The 15,443-nt window shown below is 62.1% G+C and carries 14 protein-coding genes; 3 read left to right on the top strand and 11 right to left on the bottom strand.

All coding sequences use genetic code 11. The features are described 5' to 3' along the window. Positions 1-120 precede the first annotated feature (120 nt). The 5 genes from dnaK to OIM11_03635 form a co-directional block, all read right to left on the bottom strand. Positions 121-1,602, bottom strand: coding sequence for a molecular chaperone DnaK (dnaK, locus tag OIM11_03655; protein ID HJJ00227.1), 1,482 nt, complete (start codon positions 1,600-1,602; stop codon positions 121-123). Beyond that, on the bottom strand, positions 1,599-2,159 hold the full coding sequence (locus tag OIM11_03650; protein ID HJJ00226.1) for a LarC family nickel insertion protein: 561 nt from the start codon (positions 2,157-2,159) through the stop codon (positions 1,599-1,601). The genes dnaK and OIM11_03650 overlap by 4 nt, the downstream gene beginning before the upstream one ends. 15 nt (positions 2,160-2,174) lie before the next feature. Next, entirely contained in the window at positions 2,175-3,416 is a 1,242-nt protein-coding gene (locus OIM11_03645) for a L,D-transpeptidase/peptidoglycan binding protein (protein HJJ00225.1), read from the bottom strand. A gap of 160 nt (positions 3,417-3,576) precedes the next feature. Continuing rightward, positions 3,577-3,900 (bottom strand): AzlD domain-containing protein, encoded by a 324-nt coding sequence (locus OIM11_03640; GenBank protein ID HJJ00224.1) that lies wholly within the window; start codon positions 3,898-3,900, stop codon positions 3,577-3,579. Continuing rightward, the gene (locus tag OIM11_03635) at positions 3,897-4,589 is read right to left on the bottom strand and encodes an AzlC family ABC transporter permease (GenBank protein ID HJJ00223.1); all 693 of its coding nucleotides are present in this window, start codon (positions 4,587-4,589) and stop codon (positions 3,897-3,899) included. The genes OIM11_03640 and OIM11_03635 overlap by 4 nt, the downstream gene beginning before the upstream one ends. Positions 4,590-4,758: 169 nt before the next feature. Here OIM11_03635 and OIM11_03630 point away from each other — a divergent pair, with 169 nt between their 5' ends. Further along, positions 4,759-5,307: a biotin transporter BioY gene (locus tag OIM11_03630; GenBank protein HJJ00222.1), complete on the top strand. Its 549-nt coding sequence runs from the start codon at positions 4,759-4,761 to the stop codon at positions 5,305-5,307. Between the two features lie 12 nt (positions 5,308-5,319). Then, positions 5,320-6,327: a biotin--[acetyl-CoA-carboxylase] ligase gene (locus OIM11_03625; GenBank protein HJJ00221.1), complete on the top strand. Its 1,008-nt coding sequence runs from the start codon at positions 5,320-5,322 to the stop codon at positions 6,325-6,327. On the opposite strand, the gene OIM11_03620 is transcribed toward OIM11_03625, so the two are convergent. Then, the gene (locus tag OIM11_03620) at positions 6,305-7,102 is read right to left on the bottom strand and encodes a ZIP family metal transporter (GenBank protein HJJ00220.1); all 798 of its coding nucleotides are present in this window, start codon (positions 7,100-7,102) and stop codon (positions 6,305-6,307) included. The genes OIM11_03625 and OIM11_03620 overlap by 23 nt on opposite strands. 160 nt (positions 7,103-7,262) lie before the next feature. Here OIM11_03620 and OIM11_03615 point away from each other — a divergent pair, with 160 nt between their 5' ends. Continuing rightward, a complete protein-coding gene (locus OIM11_03615) occupies positions 7,263-8,717 on the top strand; it encodes an SLC13 family permease (protein HJJ00219.1) in 1,455 nt (484 codons plus the stop codon). Between the two features lie 2 nt (positions 8,718-8,719). Here OIM11_03615 and OIM11_03610 read toward each other — a convergent pair whose 3' ends face one another. From OIM11_03610 to OIM11_03590, 5 genes are all read right to left on the bottom strand, one after another. Beyond that, on the bottom strand, positions 8,720-9,967 hold the full coding sequence (locus OIM11_03610; GenBank protein HJJ00218.1) for an MFS transporter: 1,248 nt from the start codon (positions 9,965-9,967) through the stop codon (positions 8,720-8,722). Between the two features lie 192 nt (positions 9,968-10,159). Then, positions 10,160-11,014, bottom strand: coding sequence for a bifunctional 5,10-methylenetetrahydrofolate dehydrogenase/5,10-methenyltetrahydrofolate cyclohydrolase (locus tag OIM11_03605; protein HJJ00217.1), 855 nt, complete (start codon positions 11,012-11,014; stop codon positions 10,160-10,162). Further along, positions 11,011-11,643 (bottom strand): cyclodeaminase/cyclohydrolase family protein, encoded by a 633-nt coding sequence (locus OIM11_03600; protein HJJ00216.1) that lies wholly within the window; start codon positions 11,641-11,643, stop codon positions 11,011-11,013. Before OIM11_03600 ends, OIM11_03605 begins: the two co-directional genes overlap by 4 nt. Then, a complete protein-coding gene (locus OIM11_03595; protein ID HJJ00215.1) occupies positions 11,644-13,320 on the bottom strand; it encodes a formate--tetrahydrofolate ligase in 1,677 nt (558 codons plus the stop codon). A gap of 141 nt (positions 13,321-13,461) precedes the next feature. Further along, positions 13,462-15,117, bottom strand: coding sequence for a methylenetetrahydrofolate reductase C-terminal domain-containing protein (locus tag OIM11_03590; GenBank protein HJJ00214.1), 1,656 nt, complete (start codon positions 15,115-15,117; stop codon positions 13,462-13,464). Positions 15,118-15,443: the final 326 nt, after the last annotated feature.

Genomic DNA, 15,443 nt, shown 5'->3' with positions numbered 1-15,443 from the left:
TTCTCTTCGCGGTTGGGCGTGGCAGGGGGACGGGGCTTCTGTCATGCCCTGTCAACTTATCTCATCATCATACACGAGCGAGGAACGTTTTCGCCGCCACGCGCCCACGATGCCGAAGCGTTACTTGCCGTCCGTGAGACGCTTTGTCGCCGCCTCGATCTGGCGCTGCGACATGTTGGACGAGCCTTCGATCGAGATGTTGGCCGCCTTGTTGGTCTCGAGGTCGCGGGCCGTGACATGCACGATGCCGTTGGCGTCGATCTCGAAGGTGACCTCCACCTGCGGCTTCTTCATCCCCAGGCGCAAACCGCCCAGCATGAACTTGCCCAGTGACGTGTTCTCGCTCGCCTTGGGGCTCTCCCCTTGCAGCACGTTTATCTCGACGGTGGTCTGCATGGGCGAGACCGTCGTGTAAATGTCGCTCTTGGTAGTCGGTAGCGTCGAGTTACGCGGGATGAGCACCGACATGACATCACCCACGACCTCGATGCCGAGCGAATGCGGCGTCACGTCGAGCAGCAACAGTCCGCCCACGTCGCCAGCAAGCACGCCGGCCTGCAGGCAGGCACCGAGCGCGACGGACTCGTCGGGATTGATGGACTCGGAGGGCTCCTTGCCCGTGAGCTGCTTGACCGCCCGCTTGACCGCCGGCATGCGGCTCGAACCGCCCACCATGAGCACCTTGCCGATATCCCCCGGTCCCATGTGCGCATCGGCCAAAGCGCGCTTGCACGGCCCCATCGTGCGCTCGACCAAATCCGCTGTCAGGCGCTCGAACTCATCACGCGTGACCTGCGTCTCGAAGTGCAAGGGCTGCCCGCCATCACTGGCAAGGAAAGGCAAGTTGATCGTCGTCGTAGATACCGACGAGAGCTCGCGCTTGGCCGCTTCGGCGGCCTCCGCAAGGCGATTCATCGCCGCCGCATCGCCCGAGATGTCCACTCCGTACTGCGCCTTGAAACGTCGCAGCAGCTCCTCGACGAGGCGCGCGTCAAAGTCATCGCCGCCCAAATGGTTGTCGCCGGCGGTGGCCAGCACCTCGATCACGCCACCGGTAATGGAGAGCACCGAGACATCGAAGGTGCCGCCGCCCAGGTCATAGACCATGACGGCCTTGTTCTCCTCCTTGTCCACGCCATAGGCAAGCGCCGCAGCCGTGGGCTCGTTGACGATGCGCTGCACGTTGAGCCCGGCGATGACACCGGCGTCCTTCGTGGCCTGGCGCTGCGCATCGGTGAAATACGCCGGTACGGTAATGACCGCGTCGGTGACCGGCTCGCCTAGATAGCTTTCGGCGTCTGCCTTGAGCTTGGCGAGGATCATGGCGGAAATCTCCTGCGGCAGATACTTCTTGCGATCGATGCGGATGGGCGTGGTCGAACCCATCTGGCGTTTGACCGACCCGATGGTACGCTCGGGGTTCATGGCAGCCTGGCGTTTGGCAATCTCGCCCACCAAACGCTCACCCTTTTTCGTGAACGCGACGACCGACGGTGTCGTGCGCGACCCTTCCGCATTGGCGATGACGACGGGATGTCCGCCTTCCATCACCGCAACGCAGGAATTCGTCGTGCCCAGGTCGATGCCGATAAGTCTGCTCATTGGTACTCCTCTACGTAGCGTGCGATGAATGCTGCCGAGGTGGGCGTGCATAGCTCGCCCTCGAGACGCGGCTCAGCCAGCGGTATGTGGTAGCGCTCGAGGATGGCCGCGGTCGCCGGCGCGGGGATGTCGAGCACGCCATGGGCGCACTCGATCTTGCCGCTGCCAACCTGCACCTTCGAGGCGATGACCTTGTCCGGATTGATCTGTTCGATTGCGCAGCACATGCCCAGAATCTCGCGCACGGTCATCCCGAGGCCGACTTCGTGAAAGTGCGTCTGCTCCACATCGCAACCGTGCACCTGAGCTTCAGCGTGCGCCAGGATGCGATACACCTGTTTGGCTTCCTCCTTGGTCCAGTCGCTGGCCACCGAGGTGCCGATGGCGCGCTCGACATCGGCGAGGTCGTGCAGTTGCGCCTTGGCGGGAATGCTTTCGTCACCCACGACGACGCCGATGTTGCCGCGACGCTGTTCGGGCGTGGCGGCGACGAGCTGCCCGAAAATGGACTTGCGCGTCGCATCGGTCGAAAGGTCGAGATACAGGGTCGATTCCATGGTTGCTCCTTGAGTCTAGCGAATGATGATGGGAATGCCGGTAGATACCCGGTCATATAGCTCGACGATGTTGTTATTGGAGAGGCGCACACAGCCGTGACTACCTGGAGAGCCCAAACCGCCGGTATTCGTCGTACCGTGTAGGAAGATGCCGCCTCCGCAGCTCACGGCAAGCGCGCGCAAGCCGAGCGGGTTGGACGGACCGGGCCCGATGGTCTCCTCCATGCCCTCCGACCAGGCACTATGCGGGTTATACCAAGTGGGCGCCGAATCCTTGTACGAGAGGAAGAAATCGCCCTTGGGCGTTGCGTAGCCCGACATGCCCGGCGTGCAGGGATAAGTCGCGACTACCTCGCCTTCCTCGTAGAGGCTCACCCGGCAACCGCGCGTGTCGACGAAGATGGCCTGCCCGATGGGCTGGAGCTCTGGCTCGCTCAGCGTCGCCTCGGCTTGGATGGCCAGACGATTGGGGTCACCGTTGCCAGAGGCGCCAAGCACGTTTTCGATACGCGTGACCGTCGTCGCCTCGTCCATCATGACACCCTGCATGGGCTCGGCAATTACGAGCGTATTGGTGGCCTCGTCGTAGGCATAACCAGCGCTCTTCGCAGGCGTGTTGGTCTGCTGCGCAATTGCTGCCACACGGTTGACGAGCGCGTCATGGTCGACCACGCACGCAAGGTTTACGTCGTGCGTCTCTGGCTCTGCGCCCACGAGCTCGCCGATCATCACGAAGACGCGCACGACGGGGTTGTCGCGATATGGGGCAAAGGCTTGCTCCACCGTTGCATCGATATCAATGGCGCCGATCTCCGACATCTCGATCGAATGGCTCGCGTCTCCTGCGCTCAAGGTGATCGTCGTGCCGATATTGCTGTTAACGCGCCGGGTAATGAGCTCATACAGCTGGTCGCGCGTCATGCCGGATATGTCAATCTGACCATCAAGCATGGTCGTCTCCGGAACGAATTGCGAACGGGTCTCCTCAACCGAGGCAAACGCGAAACAGCAGCACCCGAAAACGACGACCATCGCGGCAACGCATACGACGAGCGCCTTCTTCGCGGCACTCATCTTCTTCTCAGGTTTCTTGGAATGAGCGGGTGAAGCAGGCTTTGCGGGCTTTACCTCGCTCTGCTTCGTACGGTTCTTCGCATCGTACTTTCCGGCGTTAATCGCGACGGAATCCATCGAAGTGGCGGCGGCGACTCTCTGCGCATTCTTGAGAACCGTGCTTTTCGAACTACCTTTGGCCATTCACACTCCGTGCCTACGAGAAACCAAGTCTGTTGATTTTACTACGGCACGCGGGACTGTTCTCGCATAATGCGCGTTCTGCACATTTTGTTCAGGCATCGTTAATGAAGGAGACAGCGTGCCTGGCACGCTGTCTCAAATCATAGTCAAATGGGGATTATTAGAGGAGCATGAGCAGCGCGTAGGAGGCGACGCCCACGACGATGCACCACACGAGCGACTTCGTCTTGTAGCCGACAACGAACACGAGCGCCGCGGAAATCCACGGGATCATCGCCGGCCAAGGTCCCGTCGCCCAGCTATCGAGCACGATGAGGTCGTTGGCGACGAGCGCCGCGAAGGCCGCGGGCGGGATGAGGTTGAGCAGCCGCACCGCGTTGGATGGTAGGGTGCGACCCTTGAGCGCAAACACCGGGATCACGCGGCAGGCAAGCATCGTGAGCGCGACCGATGCCGTGATGATGGCGAAGTCGAACCAGTTCATGCGCGCTCACCCGGCTTCGTGATCGTCGCATGGATATAGCCGGCAAACATGCCCGCCAGCGCACCGAGCAAGATCGCAGGTCCGGAAAGCCCCGTGAGCTTGCACAGCAAGACGCCCAGAACCGCCACGCCGACGGTGATGAGGTTCGTCGCCGTGATCTTCTGCATGCACAGCAGGCAGATGAAGATCGAGGTCATGGCAAACGACGCAATGGCGGTCGGCACCGACACGAGGTTGCCGATAAGCGCGCCCATGACGCAGGCAAACGCCCACGACGATTGACTGCACAGGTTGACGACCGTGGCGCGCTTCACGTCCCAGCCGCCGTTCTCGAAGCGCGCGAGATTGACGCCGAAGGACTCGTCGGTGACCGTCGCGCCGAAGAGGAAGGCCAGGCGCTTGCTCGCCGATTCGCAATACCGCGACAGCGAGGCGCCGTAGAGCATCTGGCGCGTGTTCACGAGCGACACGCTCAGGATGATCGAAAGCAGCGGATTGCCCGCAAGCCACATGTTGGGAATCATGTACTGACCGGCACCGGAATAGAAGATGACGCACATGATGAGAACCATGACCCAGTCCATCTCCGCTTGCTGGCACAGCAGGCCGCAGGGAAGACCGAGCACGATGTAACCCGCCATGATGGGCAATGCGGCCTTGAGTCCGTCTGTGAAAACGCTTCTGTTCATAGAACTCACGATAATAGCAGTTTGCGGAATGAGACACATTGGACAGGTACGTCTGTCTCACTGCATGCAGTGAGACAGACGTACCTGTCCAATGTGTCTCATTCCGCATTTGACGATTGTCACCCGTTAATGCATTATTGGGTGACAATTCGACAAAAGGACGATAACCATGACAAGACCATCGACTCGAACCATCGTGACCTGCGGGCTGCTTATCGCTCTCCTCGTCGTCTCCTGCCTCTTCACCATCCCGCTCGGTCCGGTTCCCTTCACGTTGCAGACCGCCGTCATCATTCTCATCTCGTTGTTGCTCACACCCGGTCAGGCAGCGGCGACCTGCGGCATCTACCTGCTTATGGGCGCTGTCGGATTGCCCGTGTTCTCGAGCATGACGGGTGGGTTCGGCAAGTTCCTCGGTCCTACGGGCGGTTTCCTCGTGAGCTACCCCATCGCGGTCACGATTGCGAGCCTTGTCCGTCGCACGCTCGAACGTCGCGGCGTGCGCCAAGTCATCTGCGACGGCATTGCCGCCGCCTGCATCATCGTCATCGCCGATATCCTGGGCTGGCTTTGGTTCATGATGGTTACCCAGAGCGATCCGCTTTCGGCCTTTCTCATGGCAGACGCGCCCTTCATCATCATCGACTGCGCCAAAGGCGTGCTCGCCATTGCCGTAGCCGCTGCCGTACGCCCAGCAGTCGGGTGGCAGCGGGCATGATATCCTGCATGCATGCAGAGAACCACAAAAGACCGCGTCCGCGAGCTTCTCGAGAGGAGCCCCGGCGCCTTTATCTCAGGCGCGCATATCGCCGAGGAGCTGGGTGTCTCGCGCAATAGCGTCTGGAAAGCCGTCAAGGCGCTGCGCAACGACGGATTCGAGATCGAAAGCGTCACGAAGCGCGGACATCGTCTCATCGCATCCCCGAGCACCTTTGACGCCGCGAGCATTGCGCGGCTCATCGACGACCCGCAAATCATCATCGACTTCCACGACTGCGTCTCGTCAACCAATACGGTCGCCAAGCAGCTCGCGGAAGAAGGCGCCCCGCAGGGCACTCTCGTCGTCGCGAACTCCCAGAGCGCCGGCCGCGGGCGACAGGGCCGTTCCTTCTTTTCGCCACAGGACACGGGCGTGTACTTTACGCTCGTTTTGCGCCCGCGTTTCGCAGTCGAGGATGTCGCGCTCATCACGAGCTTCGCCGCCTGCTGTCTGGCTGACGCCATCGACGAGAACACGAGCAAGCATGCCCAAATCAAGTGGGTCAACGATGTGTTCGTCGATGGTCGCAAGGTAAGCGGCATCTTGAGCGAGGCAAGCTTCGATGCCGAGACCCAGACCGTCGCCTACGTCGTGGTGGGCATCGGCGTGAACGTCGTCGAGCCTCCGGATGGCTTTGAGGATGACATCGTCGGCGCCCTTACCAGTGATTGCACCGATGCGAATGATCTGCGATGCCGCATCGTCGCCGACACGGTCAATCGCCTCATGGCTGGCTATGAAGGCGTCGGGGCGCTCCCGCACCTTGCCGCCTACCGTGCGCGCTCGATTCTCGATGGTAAGCGCGTCGAGGTCTACCGGGGAAACGAGGTTTTCGAGGCACTCGTCATCGGAGTCGATGACGATTTCTCTCTGCGGGTGCGACTCGATAACGGCGAGGAACGTGCGCTTGCAAGCGGCGAGGTACACATTCCCTCGAGCCAGCTCGCCCCTGCCCCTAGGCCATGCCGGCGAGCGTGACGCCAAGAAGCACGACGCCGGCGCCGACGAGCAGGCCGGCAATCGTGAGCTTGGCGTTGTCCGTCCTGATTGCATGCGGGACGAGCTCGCAGATGACGATGTAGAGCAGCAAGCCAACCGTGAGCGCAATCATGAAGTGCACGATGTGGTCGTCTACGGCTGTGCCGAGCATGAACATGACAAGGCCGCCCAGGAAGGTGGACAGCGCGGCAATCGCCAGAATGACGACACGTCGGCCAAGGGACTGGTCACGCACGCCGGAGTAGATGATCATGCCCATGGGCATGTTATGGATGCCGATGCCAAAGGCGAGCAAAAACGCCGCCGTGACGGACTGCGTCGCCACGCCATACACGGACATGCCCTCGATGATGTTGTGAACCGTGAGCGCAATCACCACGGCAACGCTGACGTGCAGCGCGCTACCATGTGGGTGTCCGGAAACAACCGGCGCATGGACATGACCGTGACCCTCGTCACCCTCGTCATGGCCGTGGGCTCCATGCTTGCCGTGTCCAGAATCCGGCAAAAAGCGATCGAGCAGCGCCAGGACCGCGAAGCCCACGATGACGGCAACGAGCGTGAGGACCCAGCCGATATGCTCGACGCCCTCGAAGGTCTCGGGCAAGAGGTCGAGGACGAGCAGCATGACGATGGCGCCGAGGGCGACTGCGACCGAGAGCTCGCTCACGCGATGCTCGTTTTTGGCAAAACCCGCAATGGCCGCACCCAGCAACACGAAGATGCCGAGCACAAATGTGATGAGAAGTCCCACGTATGTCCCTCATGTCTCACGTTTCACACCGCCCGCATGGCGGCTCCTGCAACGAGCCATATTACCCCAGCGAAATTCGACTTTGGTGCCATGTTGGTATCAAATACCCAAGAGAGCTATTCTGTAGCCAATCAGGTCAATCGGGAAAGCGCGGGAAGACGTGGACAAGGCAGCTCACAGGCAACGCATCAAGCGCATCGTCGGTGCCATCGCCGGTGTCATCGTCACCGTGCTCATGGCGCTCCTCTTTCGCCCTGAAGGGCTCGGCGAGCAGGGATGCTTCGTGCTCGCCATCCTCGCGGGCGCTATCGTCTGGTGGATCTGTGCAGTTCTGCCCGAGTTCGCCACGGCACTCATCATGGTGGCGCTCTTCGCGCTCATCGGCCAGATACCGGCGACATCGGGCTTCTCGTTCTTCTCCAACCCCATCTGGTGGCTGCTCGTCGGAGCGTTTTCCATCGGCCTCGGAATGAAGGAGACCGGCTTGCTCGAGCGCATGGCGCTCGCCATCGTGAGCCGCTTTCCCTCGTCATTCACCGCTCAGATCATCGGCTTTTTCGCCTGCGGAACGATTCTCGGTCCGCTCATCCCGTCCATGGCCGCCAAGGCCTCGCTGCTCGCGCCGCTAGCCATGGAGGTGGGCGACCTGCGCGGCTACCGCCGTCAGGGCCGGCAGGCGACTGGCCTGTTCCTCGCCATGTTCACCGGCGTTCAGACCGCCGCGCCTGCTTTCATCAGCTCTTCAATCGTTGGCTATACCCTCCTTGCAATCTATCCAGCTCAGGTCCAGGCGCAGTTCGATTTTGTCCACTGGTTCGTAAGCGCGCTTCCCTGGTTCGTCCCCATGGTTGTACTCAACCTCATGGCCCTGGCCCTGATCTACCGTCCGCGACGCAAAGATGCAACCGTCGATTCCGAGCCTAACTCCGAAGCCGCATCCGAGCCGAGCGAAGACGAGCTCATGGCCAAACGTCGCGAGCTGGGCCGCATGAGCCTCGACGAGCGCCGCATGGCCATCATCACGGCCGTGACCGTTGCACTTTGGGTCACCCAGAGCCTTCACGGCATGGCCGCCTGGATTCCGGCCGTCGGCGCACTCGTCGCGATGACGGCCTGCGGCATCATCAACAAGAAAAACTTCGGGCCAGGCGTGGGCTGGGAGTCGCTCATTTTCATTGGCGTCGTGCTCGGTCTGGGCGATGTCTTTGCCCAAGCCGGCATTACCGAATGGATCGTCGCCGAGTTCACGCCCCTCGTCATGGCACTCGCAGACAATCCCTACATGCTCGTCGTCGGCATCGCCTTGATCACGATCGCGGCACGCTTCCTCATCGTCTCCCAAACCGCTTTCATCAACATCTTCCTCGCCTTTGTCATTCCCATTGCGATTACGCTCGACATCAATCCCTGGGTCATAGGCATGGCAAGCTACACGGTCATCAACGTTTGGTTCGTGCAATATCAGAATCCCGTGTATCTGGCGGCTTTCTACAGCGTCGACGGGAAGATGGCGAAGAACTCCAAACTTGCCGAATATTGCATCCTCTACACCGCCATCGCCATCGTCTGCCTGCTCATCGCCGTACCGTTCTGGCAAATGATGGGCCTGTTCTAGCGCTATTTTTTTCGCGGGAACACGACGAGCGCGATGGCATAGCCGATGACGAACATGGCTGCACCGCCGAACATGACGGGAAGAAAGCCGACGGAATCGGCGACGAATCCCCACAGCGATGCTCCCAGCCCGACACCCATGTCATTGGCGAGGAGAAACACGGCATTGGCCGCACCCCAACGTTCGGGCGGCGTGTTCTTGACCGCCATCGAGTTGAGCAGCGGAAACGCGAAACCCATAGACAGGCCGAAGAAGAACCCTCCGACATAGAGCATCCATTCGGCATGCACGAACGCCATGACGAGAAACATCGCGATACCGCACAAGTTCGTCAACAGGAAGAGAACGCGCGGTGGCATGATGTCGAGTAGGCGGCCACCCAAAAAACGCGAGGCCGTCATCGCAATGGCACCCACGAAGAAGAACATACCGGCATTCGAAAGCCCCAGTGATTGGGCATACAGCGCGGTATAACTCACGGGGATCGCGAAGCCGAGGCAGATGACGACCATCGGCAAGGCGCCGACGAGCGCGCGTTTCTCGAAAAGCGCCGCAAGCCCGCGATAGCGATCCGCGTCCTCGACCTCCTCGATGACGGCCTCGATGTCCCCGCTGTCCGCCTCTTCGGCAAGACGGCGACGACGTTCCTCGAGCACACGATACTCCGAGGTCTCGGGCAGGCGCTCGACGTGCTTCTCGTAGTTGCAGCACATGACAAGGATGAGAAGCACTGCACCCACGCCGGCAACGCCGACAAACAGGCTCTCGGTAAAGGCGAGCGAGCAAAGAAATATACCGAAGGCCGGACCAAACGCCATGCCAAGCGATTGTCCGAGCGCGTAATAGCCGATGCCCTCGCCCAATCGCTCGCAAGGCAAAACGTCGGCAGCTGCCGTCGCACTCGCCGTCGTCACGCACGCAAAGCCGATGCCCTGCAGCGCGCGCAGCACGATTTGCGGGTAAAAGCCGGGTAACGGAATGGCAAGCGCCGAGCCCGCGATGAGCAAAAGCGCGCCAACGACCATGATGCGCTTGCGTCCCATACGGTCGATGACGCGACCGGCGAACAGGCGCGCAATGGCCGCGGCAATCGAAAAGTCGAGGATGAGCGCACCGGCAAAGCCCGTCGAGCCCCCGATGCGCGTGATGTAGAGCGGCGTGCCGTTGTTGAGGGCCTGACAGGAGACGAACGCGCAAAACGCAATGGCGAGCATGAGCGTAAAATCACCCGTCCACAGCCGTTGTTTCATATGTTCCCGTTTCGCACCCGACACGGCCACCTCCCCCTGTGTGACCAGCAAAAAGGGAAACGCCCGTAATGTCATCTCGACTGAAGCTTCCGAAGGAGGCGAAGTGGAGAGATCTCCTCCCTCGCTGCACAAAAACGCCTCGGCCAAGATTTCTCGGCCCCGCTCGCTGTCACATTTTTTTACAGGGGAATACTACACCAACATGCGCTCGGTGGCTTGTACCACGTGCTTACACAGCACACTCGTCGTGACGGAGCCGACGCCACGCGGCACGGGCGTGACGGCCTCGACGACATCGACCACCTCGTCGAAAGCGACATCACCCACGAGCGCACCGTCCTCGGTCACGTTGATGCCGACGTCGATGAGCACCTGCCCCGTCGAGACGTGCGGCTTGCCGATCATGAGGGCACGACCCACGCAGGCCACGACGATGTCGGCTTCGCGCGTGAGCTTCTCGAGCTCGGCCGTGCGCGAATGCGCGATGGTCACGGTCGCGTTGCGCTCGAGCAGCAGCATCGCGAGCGGCTTGCCAATCACGAGACTGCGTCCGATGACGACGGCGCGCTTGCCCGCGATCTCGATGCCGTAGTGGTCCAGGATCTCGATGCAGGCCTGCGCCGTGCACGGCGCGAACCCCAGTCCGCTTCCCGTGAAGATGGCGCCGAGCGAGCGCTCGTTGCATGCATCGACGTCCTTGTAGGTCGCAAGCGCGTTGCACACGCGCTCCTCGTCGATATGCGCGGGTAATGGCCGCAAGATGAGCAGGCCGTGAATGGTGTCGTCACCGTTGACGGCCTCGACAGCCACCACGAGCTCATCGGTCGTCACGTCCTCGTCGAACACGAGATTGCGCACCGCAACGCCCACGAGCTCGGCGCGCTTGCATGCGCCACGCTCGTACGAGAGGTCATCGGCTCGCTCGCCCACACGCATGATGGCGAGCTGCGGCGTCACGCCCTGCTCTTTGAGCGCCTCGACGCGCTGCATCACGTCGACGCTGATTGCCTCGGCAACAGCCGGTCCCTCGAGTATCGTCGCACTCATCGCAATCGCTCCTCCACGCTCGCGAACACGGAATCTGCCATCGGCAGGTACTCATCGAGCAGCTCGCGTGCCTGCGCGTCGCAGGCCTCGGCGTGCACGCGGTCCTTCATGAGCCGCGTGTTCACGAAGACGTTGAGGCTCGCCGCCTGCAGGGCCGCTTTGCAGGTGATGACACCGCAACCCGCGTCCGAGACAACGAGCGGGCTTCCCAGCGCGGCGAAGCGTTCGCACAGCTCGATGGCGCGAGCGCATGCGCGCATGATGTCGAGCGGGACCGCGCAGGCATCGCGCAGGCGCGCTTCCAGGACCTGCGCCTTGTGCGCCTTCTCCTCGTCGGTATTGCTCGGCAGCCCGTAGGCGGCCGAAAGCGGCACGAACGCCTCGGCGTCCGCCTCCACGAGCGCGAGCAGCCGCGCTCGCACGTCATCGGCATCGAGCATGAGCTCGAGCAGCTCGGGTTCCACATCGGCGTACTTGGGCTTGCCCACGGTGAGCGCACCCACCATATGGCCCAGGCCCGCGCCGATGGCGCCCACGAGGGCGGCCGCTCCCCCGCCACCGGGGGCCGGCTGGCTCGAGGACAGCGCCTCGACAAACTCCTCGCAGCTCAGCTCGACGCTCTTCGTCATCTAGAACAACCCCGTGATCTTTCCATCGCTATCAACATCGATCTTCTCGGCACTCGGCACCTTGGACAAACCCGGCATCGTCATGATGTCGCCGGTCAATGCCACGATGAAGCCCGCGCCCGCAGACACGGTGAGGTTGCGCACGGAGATGCGGAAGTCGCGTGGCGCACCCAGCAGGGCCGGGTTGTCGCTGAACGAGTACTGCGTCTTGGCCACGCACACCGGCAGATCACCGAAGCCCTGCTCCTTGAGCACCTTGAGCTGGGCCGGGGCGTTCTCCACGAAGTCGACGCCGTCGGCGTGGTAGACCTTGCGCGCGACGGCCTCGAGCTTGTCCTCGATGGACGTACCCTCGAGCTCGTACGAGTACGTCATCTGCGAGGGAATCTCGCAGGCATCGACCACGGCATGTGCCAGGTCGATGGCACCCGCGCCGCCCTTGGCCCAATGCTCGGAGAGCACTGCGTTGACGCCCAACTCGGCGCACTTCTCCTCAACGAGCTTGAGCTCGGCAGGAGTATCCGTCGGGAAGGCGTTGATGGCCACGACGACCGGCAGGCTGTAGACGTCCTGGATGTTGCTCACGTGCTGCAGCAGGTTGGGCAGGCCGCGCTCGAGAGCCTCGAGATCCTCGGTTCCCAGCTCGTCTTTGGCCAAGCCGCCGTGCATCTTGAGCGCGCGCACCGTGGCAACCACGACGACGGCCGAGGGCGACACGCCGGCAAAGCGGCACTTGAGGTCGAGGAACTTCTCGGCACCCAGGTCGGCGCCGAAACCGGCCTCGGTCACGACGTAGTCGGCGAGCTTAAGCGCCGTGGTCGTGGCGATGACCGAGTTGCAGCCGTGCGCGATGTTCGCGAACGGGCCACCATGCACGAGCGCCGGGGTGTGCTCGAGCGTCTGCACGAGGTTGGGCTTGAGCGCGTCCTTGAGCAGCGCGGCCATGGCGCCCACGGCCTTGAGGTCGGCAGCCGTGACGGGCTTGCCATCGTAGGTGTAGCCCACGACGATGCGGGCCAGGCGCGCCTTGAGGTCGTCGATGTCGGTGGCCAGGCAGAAGATCGCCATGATCTCCGAGGCGACCGTGATCTGGAAGCCATCCTCGCGCGGTACGCCCTGCTTCTCGCCGCCCAGACCATCCACGATGTGGCGCAGCTGGCGGTCGTTCATGTCGACGGCGCGCTTCCAGGTGATGGACTTGGGATTGATGTTGAGCTCGTTGCCCTGCTGGATGTGGTTGTCGAGCATGGCCGCGAGCAGGTTGTTGGCAGCACCGATGGCATGGAAGTCGCCGGTGAAGTGCAGGTTGATGTTCTCCATCGGCACGACCTGGGCATAGCCGCCGCCGGCAGCTCCGCCCTTGATGCCGAAGACGGGCCCCAAGGAGGGCTCGCGCAGCGCGACGATCACGTCCTCGCCGATCTGGCGCATGCCGTCGGCCAGGCCCACGGACGTGGTGGTCTTGCCCTCGCCCGCCGGCGTCGGCGTGATGGCCGTCACGAGGATGAGCTTGCCGTCCGGCTTGTCGGCGTAATCCTTGAGCACCGAGATGTTGTCGACCTTGGCCATGTACCTGCCATAGGGCTCGAGGTACTTCTCGTCGATACCCGCCTGCGCGGCAACCTCGACGATGGGCTCCATCTCGCAAGCCTGCGCGATTTCGATGTCAGATGGCATGTGCCTCTCCTTCTCCTCGTCGCGGCCCCGTCTTGCGACGAACCCGCGCGCCTTCTCATCTTGCCTTGCGCGCATGATGCGACGCAACCGACATTCTGCATAGATGATACGTGTTTTTCCCAGCAAAATGCTGGGGCGTCGCTATTCCGCTTCGTCTTTCGGCAAGCCGCCCGGGCTACCGTCGAAACCGATGTCGATGGGGATACGCTTGGCGCAGTTATCGCGCCCGTGCGTGTAGTTGCTCCAGGCGCTGCGCTGCCAGTAAGTCCAGTCGTTGGGCGGCGTGATGAAGCTCGTGTATTCGTCGAGCTTGCCGGCGCGCTTGAGCCGATGGTACGCCATGTAATGCACGCAAAAGCGCGTTCCGCCCTCCTTCGTGGGAGGATAGACCTCGCAGTAGCCATCCATGCTGCCGCCGCACGGGCCGTTGCGCTCGCTCTTGGGACACGAAGCCATCGGACAGCTGTAGGCGACGGACTCCAGGCCGCAGTCGCCGCAGTCGATGCAACCGTAGAGGAAGGTCTTGCACGTGTGCTCGAAACCATGAGCGCGGTTGACGCCCTTCTTGCGGTCCAGCCGGTCCATGTTCCAGGCGAGCATGCCGTTCAAACCAGAGCGGCCAACAACGCTCCCCTCGTCATCGTATTCTTGCGCGAGCGCAAGCTTGTGGAAAAGACGCGATAGGCCATAACCCTTGAAGAGCTTGCGACCAGATATGTCCTCGTCGAGCGTGGCGTGCTCATGCGTATTGAGTCCGGTGGGTTTGCCGTCTTCGTCGAGCTCGGGCTCGTAGAGGTAGAAGCCGCCGGGCTTACCATAGGAGAGCTCCCGGACGCAGGCTTGCCAGTCATCCTCATAGGCGCTCGACCGTTCGAGCACCTCGGTGACGGTGTCCGCATCCAGACCAACGCCGCCGATATGCACGCCCGCATAGCCCAATCCGCGAGCGATGGCGATCTGCTTGGCAGCGCGTTCGATGCGCTTGCCGCGAGCGTAGCCAGGCTTCTGTGCGTCGATTGCGGCCTCTTCCTCGAGCTCGGCCATGAGCTCGTCGGTGACGACGCAACCGGCAATCGCCCCCTTGCGCATGAGCTGCGCGGCACTCTTGGTAAGCATGAAGATATTGGCGATCATGGGCACGTTGTAGCAACGCTCCTCGACGTAGAAGAGCTGCTCCTGCATCTTGCGCGCATCGAACCCCAGTTGCTGGATGATGAACTTCGCGCCACAGATGAGCTTCTTCTCCAGCTTGAGGTATTGCGGGATGCTCTCGCCCTCGCGGTACTTATACGGATTGACGACGGCTCCGGGGAAGAAATGCGCAGGAGTCTCGCGCACATCGCCATCGCGGCCGTGGTAGACGAGGCCCTCGTTCATGGCGTTCACGAGGCGCAGGGCGTTGGCGGGATCGAGGTCGAAGTCCGGACGACCCGCCCCCTCGAAGCCGGAGCCCTGGTAATCCCCCGACATGATGAGCAGGTTTTCGAGACCGCGCAGCTGCATCGCGTAGAGCTCGCCCTGCATCATGTTGCGCGAACGGTCCTTGCACGTGTAGTGGACGATCGAGGGAATCCCTTCGCGCGCGAAACGTCGCGCCACGGTAGGCGGGCTGATGGCAGGGTTGCCGCTCGGGCAATCGGTGATCGAGATGGCGTGCACGAGGCCGGTTTCCCAGATGGCCTTCATCTTGAGGTGATCAGCCTCCTGGTAGGCCTCGAAGGCGCCACGCCCCGGAATCATCTCGCAGGTGACGACGAACTCACCGTTTTCCAGCGCCTCTCGGAACACGTTTCTCACGGAGATCCCCCTCCTCAGCCGTGGTCAGAAGTATACCAGCAGGGACTGGGCCCCTGATCGTGGGAGAAGAAAAATGGACGCACTGGAGCGGCCGCGGGCCCGGCCCCTGTCATTTCGACCGGAGCGGCCACGGGGCCGCGGAGTGGAGAAATCTCTCCCGCCGCTGACGTCAAAACGCGAAGGGCGGGATTTCTCGACTTCGGCGCTTCGCGCCTGCGCTCGAAATGACAGGGGGCCCAGTCCCGTCCCCCGATACGCATACTGCATCCGCAGATTGTGCGATTCGGGAGCCAGCGCGCGCGGTATCATATCTAGGATTGTAAGCT

It is taken from the genome of Coriobacteriaceae bacterium, from assembly GCA_025992705.1.
Taxonomy (GTDB): domain Bacteria; phylum Actinomycetota; class Coriobacteriia; order Coriobacteriales; family QAMH01; genus QAMH01.
The sequence above is the reverse complement of the archived record's forward strand: the minus strand, read 5'-3'. Positions and strand labels throughout refer to the sequence as shown.

What these genes read in the sequence shown, in the direction of transcription:
- dnaK (HJJ00227.1), bottom strand. Translation starts at nt 1,602, where the DNA reads ATGAGCAGACTTATCGGCATCGACCTGGGCACGACGAATTCCTGCGTT.
- OIM11_03650 (HJJ00226.1), bottom strand. Translation starts at nt 2,159, where the DNA reads ATGGAATCGACCCTGTATCTCGACCTTTCGACCGATGCGACGCGCAAG.
- OIM11_03645 (HJJ00225.1), bottom strand. Translation starts at nt 3,416, where the DNA reads ATGGCCAAAGGTAGTTCGAAAAGCACGGTTCTCAAGAATGCGCAGAGA.
- OIM11_03640 (HJJ00224.1), bottom strand. Translation starts at nt 3,900, where the DNA reads ATGAACTGGTTCGACTTCGCCATCATCACGGCATCGGTCGCGCTCACG.
- OIM11_03635 (HJJ00223.1), bottom strand. Translation starts at nt 4,589, where the DNA reads ATGAACAGAAGCGTTTTCACAGACGGACTCAAGGCCGCATTGCCCATC.
- OIM11_03630 (HJJ00222.1), top strand. Translation starts at nt 4,759, where the DNA reads ATGACAAGACCATCGACTCGAACCATCGTGACCTGCGGGCTGCTTATC.
- OIM11_03625 (HJJ00221.1), top strand. Translation starts at nt 5,320, where the DNA reads ATGCAGAGAACCACAAAAGACCGCGTCCGCGAGCTTCTCGAGAGGAGC.
- OIM11_03610 (HJJ00218.1), bottom strand. Translation starts at nt 9,967, where the DNA reads ATGAAACAACGGCTGTGGACGGGTGATTTTACGCTCATGCTCGCCATT.
- OIM11_03605 (HJJ00217.1), bottom strand. Translation starts at nt 11,014, where the DNA reads ATGAGTGCGACGATACTCGAGGGACCGGCTGTTGCCGAGGCAATCAGC.
- OIM11_03600 (HJJ00216.1), bottom strand. Translation starts at nt 11,643, where the DNA reads ATGACGAAGAGCGTCGAGCTGAGCTGCGAGGAGTTTGTCGAGGCGCTG.
- OIM11_03595 (HJJ00215.1), bottom strand. Translation starts at nt 13,320, where the DNA reads ATGCCATCTGACATCGAAATCGCGCAGGCTTGCGAGATGGAGCCCATC.